Genomic DNA, 13,604 nt, shown 5'->3' with positions numbered 1-13,604 from the left:
TCCTCATCCAAAATGCCTTCCCACTATTCCCGTGAAACGGGCGGAGCTGCTGAGAAGCGCCTTCGGTACGCACTTGCACTGAGCCCGAAATGAGCCTTGAACCGGCGGGCGAAATGGTTCGGGTCGGGCCATCCGACGGCCTGCCCGATCTGCACGATCGGCTGGTCGCCGCGGACCAGCAGGGCGGCGGCCGCCTCGGCCCGCTGCCGGGCGAGGTAGGTCATCGGGGGCACCCCGACCGCCGACTTGAACAGCCGTACCAGCGAGCCCGGCACCAGATGGAGCTCTCCGGCCAACTCCGCCAGGGACCAGTGGTGCGCCAGCCTGCCCTCCATCAGCCGCATCGCCTCGGCGACGGCGGGGTGCGGCGGCGAGGCCGACGCGAGGGCATCGGCCCCCGGCTCCGCCACCGCCCTCGCCAAGCAGCCGAGGAACAGCGCGAGCCGGCCGACCGCATCGCCCCGGTGCAGGTGAACGGGCTTGGACTGCAACTCCGCAAGCGCTTCCAGATGTGAGAGGCCTTCTCGCAGCGCGGCGCCCTCGAGACGGGCCGCCAGCGTGCCCCGCCTGTCCAGCGAGTAGGGCCCGGTCCACAACAGGTGCCCCAGCAACGGGTCCTCCCGCGCCCAGGCCAGCTCGCGCCGCAGCAGACCGGGACCGAAGCAGCAGTTGTGGAGGACCAGGCCCGAGCATTCCTCGTACCCGTGCCAGACGCCCGGCCGCAGCAGGACCACGTCCCCGGCGGAGAGACTCCGGCGACCGGCCTGCGAACGGTGCGACCCTTCGCCTTCGGCGACCACGGCGATCTCCACGAAGCTGTGCGTGTGCGCCGGATAGGAGTCCTCATGGACATGCCGCCCGGCGTAGACGAGCGAGCCGCCGGTGAAATAGACCAGCCCTCCCGAGTCCGAGATCGGCACGGCATTCATGCGGGAACACTACCCCAGCGGGAGCCATCTTGTTAATTCCATGCTAACGCCGGTGAACTTTGGCCTACCGGGCGAATGCCTGCAGGGCGGATCATCTCTCAATACGCCATGCGGTAGTGCTCGGTCAGCCCTCCCGCGGATTTATTGCAGTGCTCAATTCTGGATGAGAACTTGACGATGCCACACGCTCGCGAGGCCGCGGCCACCACCCGGCCGCCGGCCCGCCACGGGCCGGAGCGCCCCCTCCCCCGAAAAAAACGGACCACGAGATCCGGCCTCCGCCGTTCGGTCCCGTGGTGGTTCCTCCTCCCGGCGCTGACGCTCTACCTCTATGTGGTCCTGGCGCCTTCGCTCCAGGGGGCCGGCTACGCCTTCACCGACTGGACCGGGCTGGGGACCCCTGCCTCGTTCATCGGGCTGGAGAACTTCCGGAAGTCCCTCGGCGACCCTGACGCCCGGGACGCCTTGTGGCAGACACTGCTGGTCACCGTGGTCATCACGGTCGTACAGAACGTCATCGGCCTGCTGCTCGCCCTGGGGGTGAACTCCCGGATCAGGAGCCGCAACGTCCTGCGCGTCCTGTTCTTCGCCCCGGCGGTGATGACCCCGGTCGTGACGGCCTACCTGTGGCGCTACCTGTACGCCCCGGAAGGAGCGTTCAACACCGCCCTGGAGACGCTGGGCCTCGGCTCGCTGACGCAGAACTGGCTGGGAGACCCGGACCTGGCGCTCTGGTCGGTCGCCGCCATCGTCATCTGGCAGTTCTCCGGATACTCCATGGTCATCTTCCTGGCCGGCCTCCAGGGCGTGCCGCGGGAGCTGCACGAGGCCGCGGGGGTGGACGGCGCCGGCGCCTTCCAGCGCTTCTGGCACATCACCCGCCCCCTTCTCGCCCCCGCCACCACGATCAACCTGATGCTGTCCATGATCGGCGGATTCAAGCTCTTCGACCAGGTCTACGTCACCACGGGCGGCGGCCCCGGCCACGCCACCGAGACCCTGTCCACCCTGATCTACAAGAACGCCTTCCAGTTCGACGAGTACGCCTACAGCACCGCGCTCGCGGTGTTCCTGGCCGTCGTCGTCGCCGTCGTCTCCGCGGGGCAGTACCGCGGCCTCCAGCGGCAGAAGGGCATGCCATGAGGCGCTACACGGCCCGTACGGCTCTGCTCGAGTCCGTCATGGTCCTGGCGGGGCTCGTCTTCGCCTTCCCGATCTACGTCCTGGTGAACCTCTCGGTGCGCGGCGCCGACGACGCCTCCTCCCCCGTGGCGCCGACCCTCTCCCCCACCCTGGCGAACTACGCGGAGGCCTGGCGTGCCGCCGGGCTGGCCTCGGCCCTGGCCAACAGCGTGGCCGTCACCGTGCTCAGCGCACTGGTGATCATCATCGTCTCGGCGATGGCCGCCTATCCGCTGGCACGGGCCACCGGCCGGTGGCCCCGGTGGGCCTTCCTCCTGTTCGCCCTCGGCCTGCTGCTTCCGGCCCAGCTCGGCATGATCCCCCTCTACCAGAGCATGCGGGACCTCGGCCTCCTCGGCTCCGTGTGGTCGCTCGTGCTCTTCTACTGCGGGCTCCAGGTCCCCTTCAGCGTCTTCCTGTACACCGGATTCCTCCGGGCGGTCCCCGCCGAGTACGAGGACGCCGCCGCGGTGGACGGCTGCGGTCCGGTCCGCGCCTTCTTCTCCGTCGTCCTGCCCCTGCTGCGCCCCGTCACCGGCACCGTCGCCATCCTCAACGCGATCTTCATCTGGAACGACTTCCTCACCCCGCTGCTGTACCTGTCGGGCAGCTCCCAGCAGACGGTCCCCGTCGCGGTCTTCCAGTTCGTCGGCCAGTACGTCGCGGACTGGCAGCTGGTCTTCGCCGGCCTGGTGATCAGCGTCGTCCCGATCCTCGCCGCCTACTTCCTGATGCAGAAGCGGATCATCCGCGGCTTCGCCGGAGGGCTCAAGGGCTGACCGCCCGCCTCCCGTACACCGAGAAAGAGAACCGATATGAACCGACCCCTCCTGGGCGCGCTCTGCGCCCTCGTGACCGGCATGGCCCTGACGGCCTGCAGCAGCACGGGCGGCACGTCCGGTGACGGCTCCGTCCTGCGCGTCGCCTCGAACTCCAGCGAGAAGATCGCGTTGGACTCGACGATCGCGGCGTTCGAGAAGGCCAACCCCGGCATCGACGTCCAGGCGACCTACGCCGACACCGACCCCTACCTGAGCACGCTGCGCACCCAGCTCTCCTCGGGCACCGGCCCCGACGTCTTCTACGCCTTCCCCGGCAACGGCAACGCGGGCTCGATCCAGGTCCTGGCCCCGGCCGGATACCTGGCCGACCTCTCCTCGCGGTCCTGGACGGCGAACGTCCCCGACAGCGTCAAGACGGTCACCCAGGTCGACGGCAGGCAGTACATCCTGCCCGTCACCTTCACCGGCATCGGCGCCATCTACAACAAGAAGGCGCTCCAGGAGGTCGGGGCGCCGGAGCCCGCCACATGGGGGCAGGTGCTCGACCTGTGCGACAAGGCCAAGGCCGAGGGCAGGTACGCCTTCGCGCTGGGCAACCAGACGCCCTGGGTGACCCAGCTCATCGACTACGCCCTGGTCGCCACGCTCGTCCACGGCGAGGGCTCCGCCTTCGACGCCGATCTCGCCGCGGGCAGGGCGACCTTCGCCGGCTCCGGATGGCGCAAGGCCATGGAGCAGTACCTGGAGATGAACGAGCGCGGCTGCTTCTCCAAGGACCCTCTCGGCACCCCCGTCGAGACGGCGCTCAAGCAGGTGGGCCAGGGCGAGGCGGTGGCCGCCGTCCAGGTCCTGGCCACGGCCGGGCAGATCAGGGACGCCGCGCCCGAGGGCGCCGAGTTCGGCATGTTCCCGCTGCCGGCGACCGACGACGCGCAGGAGACCAGGATGCCCGGCGCGGTCGGCGCCTCCTACGCCGCCAACGCCAAGGCCGCGAACGCCGAGGCCGCCGAGAAGTTCCTGGACTTCCTCGCCCTCCCGCAGAACACCAACGACTACGCGGCCAGGAGCAACTCGGCGCCCGCCGTCCCCAACGACGCCTTCACTCCGGACCCGGCGTTCAAGGCCCTGCTCGACCACCAGAAGGCGGGCCGGACCGTGCCCTTCATGGACCAGCTCTGGCCCAACCCCAAGGTCCAGCAGGTCCACCTGACCGGTGTCCAGGACCTCTTCTCCGGCGAGTCCGAGCCGAAGGACGTCCTCGCCGAGATGGACAAGGCCTACAAAAACGACTGACGGCACCACCCCCACCCATGAGGAAGGAACCGGCATGAACCCCACCCCCCGGAACACGGGACCGCGCCTCGGCAGAAGAACGTTCCTGACGGCCTCGGCCGCCACGGGTCTGGCCCTGGGACTCTCGACCGCACCCGCCCTGGCCGCCGGACCCGCCTCGCGCGGGTTCCGCACGGCCCTTTCGGTCAGCCCGTTCACCGAACTGGTGCTCGGCAGTGTCGCGCTCACCGACGGCGAGCGCACCGCGCGGACCGTCGAGCAGGTCCAGCGGCTGTTCAAGGCCCACGGTTCCACCGAGGTCTACGCGCGGATCGCGACCCTGCGCGACGCGCCTTCCGGCGAGGCGCAGCACGGCCTCGCGCGCGGACTCCAGCGCGCCCGGCTGGCCCGGACCCTGGACCAGCCCTTCAACCCGGAGATCGGCCTGTTCGCCGTGTACGGCGACATCTCCCACCAGCCGGAGCCCGACTTCTCCGACTACCCCGGCATCAACCCGCCCGCTCCCTGGACGTCGCTGACCGTCGACCAGATGATCCCGTTCCTCTACCGGTACGGCGTGGCCGTCGCCCTGCAGATCCTGGCCACCGGGGCCAGGGTCAACGTGTGGAACCTGGGCAACGAGATCGAACTGGGGCTGGCCGGCGTCGCCGTCCGCGGCCTGGTCACCCAGACCGACCGGTGGACCTACAGCCCCCCGGACGCGATCGACCCCGCCATCGGGCAGATGGACTTCACGACCCTGATCATGATGCCGGAACCGGACCGCATCGCCTGGCTGGAGGCCCACCTGTGGCCCCACATCGGCAGGATGCTCGCGGCCACCGCGGCCGGCATCCGGTCGGTCCACCCGACCGCCCGCTTCAGCAGCCACACCAGCACGATCGGGTCCGCGTCCACCGCGCTGCCCGTCGCCTTCTGGAAGGCCATGCGCAAGGCGGGCTACCAGGTCAGCGAGATGGGCACGTCCTTCTACCCGACGAGCAACGACTACGGCGACAGGATGGCCGCCTTCAAGGACGCGGCCGCCACCCTGCACACCACGTTCGGCAAGCGGGTGTTCGTGGCGGAGCTCGGCTACCCCTCCTCCACCATGCCGCCGCCGTACGCGTGGAACAGCCCGCTGCCCGGATACCCGATCTCGCCGGAGGGCGAGCACGCCTTCGTCCGCGACCTCGTCGCCTGGGGCGCCGGCAGCGGTCCCCTGTCGGGCGTGCGCCCCTGGGCTCCGGACTTCTGCATCAGCGGTTGGCAGCCGATGAGCCACTTCACCGCCTCCGGCTCCACCGCCACCGCCCAGCCGGTCCTCGACGCCATCTCCGAGGGCCTGGCGGCGGCCACCTGAGGAACCCGGAGAGGGAGAACGAAGGGCCGGGGTCGTCGACCCCGGCCCTTCGGCCGTCCTGCGGGCGGTCTCACAGCCCGGCGAGCGCGGCCTCCACGTCGCGCAGGATCGGCCCGGCGTCGGGGATCATCGCCAGCCCGTCCCGGAGCCGCGTGGCCGGAGCCACCGAGCCCAGGCCGATCTCGATGAACTCGGCGAACTCCGGCCTCCTGGCCACGATCACGTCGGCGACCAGCTTCAGCCCCCCGGGCCGGTCCGCCACCTCGCCCAGAGTGCTGTCCAGGGTCAGCGGCCCCGTCGCCGCGACGGAGAACGGGACGTCCCACCGGTGCGCACCCGAGCCCACGGTCCTCTCCGTGCCGTCGGGCAGGCTCACCTCGGCCGACACATTGGCGGGAACGGTCGCCTCGACGGAGAGCCGGTCACCGTTCAGCCTCCAGCCGCACGCGGCCTCCCCGTAAGGGGTGCGCAGGCGGGCGGAGGCATGCGTGAGCCCTCCTCCGGGCCGGGGCGCCATCCTCAGACGCCGGTAGCCGGGGGCGGCCGGCGCCAGTCCGGCGACGGTCCGGTGCAGCCAGTCGGAGACCGCGCCGAAGGCGTAGTGGTTGAAGGAGGTCATGCCGCTGGGGTTCACCCGCCCGTCGGGCATGAGGCTGTCCCAGCGCTCCCAGATGGTCGTCGCGCCCTGGACGACCGTGTAGAGCCACGACGGGCACTCCTTCTGCAGCAGCAGGTGGTACGCCTGGTCCAGGAACCCGCCCTCGGCGAGCGCGTCGCAGATCAGAGGAGTCCCCACGAACCCCGTCGCGATCCGGTAGCCGCCGGCGCGCACCAGATCAGCGAGCCGGGCGGCCGCGTGCCGCCGCTGCTCTCCTTCGGGCAGCAGCCCGAAGCGCAGAGCCAGCGCGTAGGCGGTCTGGGAGTCCGAGAGCAGCCGGCCGGAAGGGGTGACGTACTCGTCCCGGAACACCTGCCGGACCCGTCCGGACAGCGCCTGGTAGTGCTCGGCGTCCTCGGCGCGGCCGAGCAGGCGTGCCGCCTCGGCCACCAGCTCCGCGGAGTGCGCGAAGTAGGCGGTGGCCACGATCTCGGGGAAGGTCTTGGCGGCCTCGGGCCTGCCGGGCGGCGCCGTCGGGTCCAGCCAGTCCCCGTACTGGAAACCGGAGTTCCAGATCAGGTCCTCGCCCGCGAGCGCCTCCACGTGGTCCACCCACCCGCGCATGCTGGAGAACTGCTCCTCCAGGACGCCGATGTCGCCGTACCGCTGGTAGAGCGTCCAGGGGACGATCACCGCCGCGTCGCCCCAGGCCGCCGCGGTCGCGGTCTTGGAGACGGCGGGGACGACGGACGGCACCTCCCCGTCCGGTCCCTGCTCGGCCGCCAGGTCGGCGAGCCAGGAGCGGAGGAAGCCCGCGCTGTCGTAGAGGAAGGACGCGGTCGGCGCGAAGACCTGGAGGTCGCCGGTCCAGCCGAGACGCTCGTCGCGCTGCGGGCAGTCGGTGGGCACGTCCAGGAAGTTGCCGCGCATCCCCCACACGGCGTTCTCGTGCAGCCGCTCCACCAGCGGGTCGGAGCAGGCGAACCAGCCGGTGCGCTCCAGGTCGGAGTGGCACACCAGGGCGACGGCCCCGATCACCGGGCCGGCGATCTCCGCGTAGCGGAACCCGTGGAAGGTGAAGCGGGGCTCCCAGGTCTCATCCTCGCCGCCGCGCAAAATGTAGGTGTCGGTCGCCTTGGCCGTGCGCAGCGGCTCCACGCACAGCTCGCCGTCCTGAAGGATCTCGGCGTGGCGGAGTGTGACCTCCTCCCCCGCCTCGCCCGAGACGGTGATCCGAAGCTTGCCGACGAGGTTCTGCCCGAAGTCCAGAATCGTCTTCCCGGACGGTGAGGTGAGGGCGGCAACGGGTTCGAGCGTCTCGGTGACGCGCACCGGCGGCCCGGTCGGCGCGACCAGAGTGCCGAGATCTCCCTCGACGGGTTCGGCGGGCCACCAGGCGGAGTCGTCGAAGCCGGGCTCGGACCAGCCCTCCTGCTCCTTCCTGGCGTCATAGGCCTCGCCGTCGTAGAGGTCGCTGGACAGCAGCGCCCCCGAGGAGGCCCGCCACGTGGACGGGGCGGTGGCGATCCGGCGGACCGTACCGTCTTCGTAGGCGAGTTCGAGCTGGGCGAGCAGCGCGGTCCGGTCGCCGTACAGAGCGCGTTTGCCCTCGTATCCGAGCCTGCCGCGGTACCAGCCGTCGCCGAGCGTCGCGCCGAGGCAGTTGGCGCCCTCCCGGACGAGACCAGTGACGTCGTAGGTCTGGTAGCGCAGGCGGTGCCGGTAGCTGGTCCACCCGGGAGCCAGCACGTGGTCGCCGATCCGCTCGCCGTTCAGCTCGGCCTCGTACACCCCGAGCGCCGTCGCGTACAGACGGGCCGAGACCAGACCGGGACCGGACTCGAACTCCGTCCGCAGCAGCGACCCCTCTCCGGGGCCGACGAACTCCGCCTCCCAGTCTCCCGTCCGCAGCAGGCCCGCCTCGACCTCCGCCGACGTCCAGGGCGACGGCCCGCCGGACGATCCGGTCACCCGGACCGCCACCATGACCCGTTCGCGCGATTCCAGCGGCGCGAACGGCCACGGCACCAGAACCGAGTCGGCCGACTCCACCCGGACGCGTTCGCCGCGCGCCTCCACCTCGTAGGCGGTCTGCACCCAGCCCGGCGTTTCGGTCTCGGTGCGCCAGGACAGCCGAGGCCGGGCCGTGCCCACGCCCAGCGGCTCGCGCACCTGCTCGAACCTCAGTCCCGCCACTTTCATGGTCGTCATCTTCCTTCCGGTGTCAGCGGACGCCCTTGATGGGCCGCACGGTCAGGCCTGCCGTGATGGCGATCGCGGCGGCGACGGTGAACAGCAACGGATAGTTCTCCCCGCCGCCCAGGGCGAGGATCAGCGGGGCGACGACGGGGGCCGCCGACTGCGGCAGGGCCGAGGCGATCCCGAAGATGCTCATGTACCGGGCGGCCTGGGTGTCGCGGTCGGGTATGACGTCGGTGACGATCGCCAGGTCGACGGCGCCGAACACTCCCGCGCCGAGCAGGATGAGCTGGGAGCCGAGGAAGACCTGGAGGAACGACGGGGCCGTCGCGACGAGCAGGAAGCCCGCCGCGAACAGGGTGCCCGCGGCGTACACGAACGCCTTCCTGCGGCCCAGCCGGTCCGACAGCAGGCCGGAGAGCACGGCTCCGCCCGAGGTCATCACCAGCCCGACGCCTCCGGTGAGGGCCAGCAGGCCGGTGACCTCGTCGAGCTCGTAGTCCAGGTGGTCGGTGAGGAAGTAGAGCTGATACGTCGACAGGAACATGAGGCTGAACTGCATGAGGAAGCGCCCCATCCACGTCCAGCCCATGTCGGGGTGGCGGCGCGGGTCGAAGACAAAGCCGAGCAGGATTTCCCGGAGGTCGAACCCGGAACGTCTCGCCTTCGCGGAAGCGGCCTCAGGGACGGGATCGGGCAGCACGAGCACCGCGACGAGAACGAGCACGCAGCACAGCAGCGCCGGAACCCCGAACATCAGGTACGGCGAGCCGTCGAGGGCGTTGGCCGCCTGGAAGCCGATCACCCCGGCGATCTGCGCGGTGAAGCCCGCGAAGCCCGAGACCTTGCCGCGCTGCGCCTCGGGGACCTGGTCGGGCAGCATGGCCAGCAGGCCCGTCATGATGCAGGAGATGCCGACCTGGCCGATCGCGTATCCGGCCAGCACCATGCCCGCGTTTCCGGCGCCGGCGATGACGAGCATGCCGCCGACCATGATCGGCATCCCTGCGACGATCCAGGGGCGCCGCCGCCCCCAGCGGCCGGTGGTCAGGTCGCTGAGCCTGCCTATGACGGGGCCGGCCACGATGTTCACGAACGTGCCGACACCGATGACCAGGCCCAGGTTGGTCTCCTTGCGCGCCTCGTCGATCTGCTCGAGGTGCACGGCCAGTGACACCAGGAGCGGTGTCATCACCGCCAGATAGGTCCCGAGGAGCGCCAGGACGTAGAGCGTGATGAAGCCGCGGCTCACCGGCGCGGGCTCCCGCCGTTCCTTCGGCGGCTCCGTCCCGGCTCCGGCCTCCAGGGTCACAGCTCCGCCCCCAGTCTCAGGTCTGCGGCGGAGCGGCCGATGCGCAGGCGGTGCGGGCCGGGCAGGGGCGCCCACCCATCGTCGGTCCAGCGGGACAGGGCGCGTTCGGTCAGCTCGATGCGGGCGGTCGCCGTCTCGCCCGGCCCGGCCTGCACCGCGGCGAAACCGACGAGGCGCGAAGGCTCGTCCTCGGTGACCAGGTAGACCTGGACGACCTCCCGGCCGGCGCGGTCGCCGGAGTTGCGGACGTCCACCTCGACGACACGGCCGGAAGCGCGGGCCTCCAGGTGCTCCCAGGTGGTGTAGGACAGGCCGTATCCGAAGGGGAACAGCGGCTCTGTCCCGGCCTGCCCGTAGGCGCGGTAGCCGATGACGCCGCCCTCGGCGTAGTCGAGGACCCCCCGCTCGGGCTTGGTCGAGAGGATCGGCACGTCGGTCTCGGCGGCCGGGAAGGTGGTGGGCAGGCGCCCGCCCGGCTCCGTGCCGGTGAGGACGTCGGCGATCGCGTCGCCGCCCTCCTGGCCCGGGAACCAGGACCACAGCAGCGCGGCGGGCTCCTCCGCCCACGGCATCAGCCACGGCGCGCCCGCGTTCACGACGACCACGGTGCGCGGGTTGGCCTCGCACACCGCCCGCACCAACTCGTCCTGACCGCCGGGCAGGACGAGCGACTCCCGGTCGACGCTCTCGGTCTCGGCGTACTCGTCGCTGCCGACGATCACCACCGCGACGTCAGCGGCGCGGGCGGCTTCCACGGCGGCGGCGAACTCGGCGGCGTCGTCGCCGCGCGGCTCGGCGTAACCCAGGCCTAGCAGCGCGATCGGGTAGGGGAAGTCCCGCTGCGGCCGACATCTGATCTCGACGGGCAGCGAGCCTGCGGAGGCGGGGAAGACGAAGGTGTGCGAGGGAGGGTTCAGCGCGAGCTCGCCGACGTCGGGATCGTCGACGAGCAGGCTGCAGTTCCTCGGCTCCTGGCCGGGCACGAGCAGCGTGAACTCGCCCGTGCCGAGCACCGAGAGGCGGTGGTCGCCCGACGCACCGAGCTCCAGCACGGCCTGGACCGACAACTCGGTGACGGCGTCGTCGAGGATGAGCGGGAACCACCAGAGGGCGGGGTCCTGGTGCTCCTCGGAGTGAACCGAGCCGTCCTCCTTCAGGTACCGGAGCCGGACTCCGGGCTCGCCGCTCTGCGGGTCGGTCACCGCGGTGAGCGGGTCCAGCTTGGTGCGCGGGAACACCCCCGGACGCACCGTGATCTCGACGTCGTCGCCGAGCACTCGGCGCAGGCCCTCCAGAGGGCTGACGACGTGTTCGGGCTTCACGTTGGCGCTGCCTCCGCCCTGCGCGGCCAGGCGCACCGCGTTGGGGCCGACGAGCGCCAGCCTGCGCACGGGCGCGAGCGGGAGGATGCCGTCGTTGCGCAGCAGGACCGTGCCCCGGACCGCCAGATCGCGGAGCCGGGAGCGCACGTCGTCCGGCACGGGCGGGGCGGGCACGGCGTCCACGCCCTCGAGTGCGCCCGTCCGGGCGGCCAGGCGCAGGATCCGCACCACCTTGTCGTCGATCAGGGCCTGCGGCACCCGCCCCTCCTCGACGGCGGCGACGAGCGCGTCGCCCCACGGGCCGATCGGACCGGGCATGGCCAGGTCGAGACCGGCGAGCGCGGGCGCCTCGGTGGAACGGGCCGCCGTCCAGTCCGAGATCACGACGCCGTCGAAGCCCCACTCCTCCTTGAGGAGGCCGGTGAGCAGGGCGGCGTTCTCCGTGATCGTCCGGCCGTTGACCCCGTTGTAGGCGGCCATCACCGTCCAGGCGCCCGCCTCGCGCACCGCCGCCTCGAACGGCTGGAGGTACACCTCGCGCAGGGTGCGCTCGTCGATCCGCGCGTCGTAGGTCATCCGCTCTGTCTCGGAGTCGTTGCCCACGAAGTGCTTCACGCAGACGGCGACGCCCGCCGACTGAACGCCCTCGACGAAGGGGGCCGCCATCCTCGCGGTGAGCAGGGGGTCCTCGGAGAAGCACTCGAAGTGCCTGCCGCCCAGCGGGGAGCGGTGCAGGTTGACGGTCGGCGCGAGCAGGACGTGCAGGCCCATCTCCCTCGCTCGGGCGCCCATCAGCTCGCCCGCCTCGCGTGTGGCGTCCACGTCCCAGGTCGCCGCCAGGGAGGTGGTGTTGGGAAAGAGCAGGGAGGGCTCGGAGTCGGGGCCGAAGGACGCCCCGCGCGGCCCTGCCGGCCCGTCCGACAGTCGCAGGGACCGCAGGCCCGCCGCCGGAACCTCCGTGAGGCTCCAGGCATCGGCGCCGGTCAGCAGCGCGACCTTCTCCTTCAGCGTCATGGTCGCCAGCCGACGCTCGAGATCCGCCTCCGGGGGGAGGGCAAATGTCATGGGGGTTCCTTTCACGGGGTGGCCCCCATCTAAAACCAAGTCATACTCGGTTTTCAAGAGGGCGCAAGGTCCCAGCGCCTCCGCAGGCGAAAAACGCCACCGCCCTCTCCCGCTCACCGGAACCTTCTCTGGCCCGGCCTCCGCCGGTCTCGGAGACTCGAGCGACTCATCCACGCGCACCTCTGTGAAGGAGACGCCCTTGTCCGGGAACGAATCCCCTGCGGCACCCGCGTTGAGCGCCGTCGAGAGGCTCCTCGCGATCGAGGAGATCAAGGGGGTCTTCGCCGAGCGGCTCCGGTGCATGGACGCCAAGGAATGGCACGTCTACCCCACCCTCCACACCGACGACGTCGTCAGCGAGACCTTCAGCCGCCTCCCCTCGGAGGACCGGCCCCCGACACCCGGGGAGCGCCGGCGCGTGGTCGGGAAGGAGGAGCTCACCGCCACGATCCGCGGCCTGCTCGACGGCCCGGTCCCCCTCACCACGGTCCACCACGGCCACACGCCCGTCATCGAGCTGACCTCCGACACCACCGCCCGCGGCGTCTGGGCCATGGAGGACCGCCTGTGGTGGACGAACGGCGACCACGAGGAGACCCTCCACGGGTACGGCCACTACCACGAGGAATACCGCAAGGTGGGCGACCGGTGGCTCATCGGCTACCGCAGCCTCTCCCGCCTGCGAGTGGACCTGACTCCCGGGTTCTACGACTTCCTGAAGAAACCGCGGTAAGGCCGTCTTCCGCGCGGAGGTACTGCGGCGCCGTGACGCGGTGCCCGTCGACGGGTCGGCTCTCGCGGGCTCCCCCGAGATGCCGGCACTGCTCGGCGGCCTGAATCCCGACCGACTGAACCAGGGTGACGCCGGATCACGGTCTATCCAGAGCAGTCATTTTTGACAGAAACCGCCAAAAATGATGACATGGCGGCATGGCCTCCGCAGTACCCCGTGCGCCTCGCGGCCGCGGCCGCGGCCGCCCCACCGTGCTCGACCCCGAAGCGGTCGGCGCCGAGGCGCTGCGGCTCTGGGCGGAGCACGGCTACGGCAACGTCGGCTGGGAGGACATCTCCGCGGCCACCGGGGTCAGCGTCCGCACGCTGATGCGGCACTTCCCGGCCAAGAGCGCCCTCGCCTGGGTGGGGGTCCCCGCGGCCACACGCCGCCTGATCGACGCGTTCGGCGCGCTGCCCCTCGACATGCCGTTGGCGGACGTCCTGCGCGCCGCCGTGGTCGCGTCGGTCTCCAACGACGTGCTCACGCGGCGTGCCAGCGCCCAGTGGAGGCGCATCATCGCGGCCGAACCCGAACTGTCCATGGCCTCCGTCCGCGCGTACGCGCCCTGGGTGGAGGCGCTCGCCGAGGAGATCGCCCGGCGGCGGCCGGACGCACCGGCGACGGTCTGCCAGGCGATCGCCGCGGCCTGCCGCGAGGCGACCAACGGCGCGCTGCTCGAATGGGCCGAGAACGGGGCCCAGGGCTCCCCCGCGCATGCCGTCGACACCGTGCTGCGGTGGCTGGACATCCGCATCACCGCGCCCGCTCCCTGACGCCGGCGCCCGGCCCCTGCAGACCATCGAGA

The 13,604-nt window shown here is 71.2% G+C and carries 10 protein-coding genes; 6 read left to right on the top strand and 4 right to left on the bottom strand.

All coding sequences use genetic code 11. From position 1 onward, the window contains the following. Positions 1 to 23: 23 nt before the first annotated feature. Positions 24 to 929 carry a helix-turn-helix domain-containing protein gene (locus ABD140_RS21615; RefSeq protein WP_344242728.1) on the bottom strand — a complete coding sequence of 302 codons (906 nt, stop codon included), beginning with the start codon at positions 927 to 929 and terminating at the stop codon, positions 24 to 26. Between the two features lie 177 nt (positions 930 to 1,106). Between ABD140_RS21615 and ABD140_RS21610 the strand changes: the two genes are divergently transcribed. The 4 genes from ABD140_RS21610 to ABD140_RS21595 are packed head-to-tail and all read left to right on the top strand — an operon-like array spanning position 1,107 to position 5,528. Continuing rightward, a complete protein-coding gene (locus ABD140_RS21610) occupies positions 1,107 to 2,072 on the top strand; it encodes a carbohydrate ABC transporter permease (protein WP_344242727.1) in 966 nt (321 codons plus the stop codon). Beyond that, a complete protein-coding gene (locus ABD140_RS21605) occupies positions 2,069 to 2,890 on the top strand; it encodes a carbohydrate ABC transporter permease (protein ID WP_344242726.1) in 822 nt (273 codons plus the stop codon). The genes ABD140_RS21610 and ABD140_RS21605 overlap by 4 nt, the downstream gene beginning before the upstream one ends. Positions 2,891 to 2,926: 36 nt before the next feature. Further along, the gene (locus tag ABD140_RS21600; protein WP_344242725.1) at positions 2,927 to 4,186 is read left to right on the top strand and encodes an ABC transporter substrate-binding protein; all 1,260 of its coding nucleotides are present in this window, start codon (positions 2,927 to 2,929) and stop codon (positions 4,184 to 4,186) included. 34 nt (positions 4,187 to 4,220) lie between these two features. After that, on the top strand, positions 4,221 to 5,528 hold the full coding sequence (locus tag ABD140_RS21595) for a glycosyl hydrolase 53 family protein (RefSeq protein WP_344242724.1): 1,308 nt from the start codon (positions 4,221 to 4,223) through the stop codon (positions 5,526 to 5,528). Between the two features lie 70 nt (positions 5,529 to 5,598). Here ABD140_RS21595 and ABD140_RS21590 read toward each other — a convergent pair whose 3' ends face one another. Genes ABD140_RS21590 through ABD140_RS21580 form a run of 3 tightly spaced genes read right to left on the bottom strand, consistent with a single transcriptional unit; the run spans position 5,599 to position 12,024 of the window. Then, on the bottom strand, positions 5,599 to 8,337 hold the full coding sequence (locus tag ABD140_RS21590) for a family 78 glycoside hydrolase catalytic domain (RefSeq protein ID WP_344242723.1): 2,739 nt from the start codon (positions 8,335 to 8,337) through the stop codon (positions 5,599 to 5,601). Positions 8,338 to 8,350: 13 nt separating this feature from the next. Further along, positions 8,351 to 9,637, bottom strand: a complete 1,287-nt coding sequence (locus ABD140_RS21585; protein ID WP_344242722.1) for an MFS transporter — start codon at positions 9,635 to 9,637, stop codon at positions 8,351 to 8,353. Beyond that, entirely contained in the window at positions 9,634 to 12,024 is a 2,391-nt protein-coding gene (locus ABD140_RS21580; RefSeq protein ID WP_344242721.1) for a beta-glucosidase, read from the bottom strand. The genes ABD140_RS21585 and ABD140_RS21580 overlap by 4 nt, the downstream gene beginning before the upstream one ends. A gap of 199 nt (positions 12,025 to 12,223) precedes the next feature. Between ABD140_RS21580 and ABD140_RS21575 the strand changes: the two genes are divergently transcribed. Together ABD140_RS21575 and ABD140_RS21570 are read left to right on the top strand one after the other, a co-directional pair. Next, positions 12,224 to 12,757: a nuclear transport factor 2 family protein gene (locus ABD140_RS21575; protein ID WP_344242720.1), complete on the top strand. Its 534-nt coding sequence runs from the start codon at positions 12,224 to 12,226 to the stop codon at positions 12,755 to 12,757. Between the two features lie 197 nt (positions 12,758 to 12,954). Continuing rightward, positions 12,955 to 13,572: a TetR/AcrR family transcriptional regulator gene (locus ABD140_RS21570; RefSeq protein ID WP_344242719.1), complete on the top strand. Its 618-nt coding sequence runs from the start codon at positions 12,955 to 12,957 to the stop codon at positions 13,570 to 13,572. The last annotated feature ends 32 nt before the right edge of the window (positions 13,573 to 13,604 follow it).

Origin of the sequence: Actinocorallia libanotica (assembly GCF_039525175.1) — a bacterium.
In the GTDB taxonomy this organism is placed as follows: Bacteria; Actinomycetota; Actinomycetes; order Streptosporangiales; family Streptosporangiaceae; genus Actinocorallia; species Actinocorallia libanotica.
Note: the sequence above shows the minus strand (reverse complement) of the source record. Positions and strands in the feature narration are given on the sequence as shown.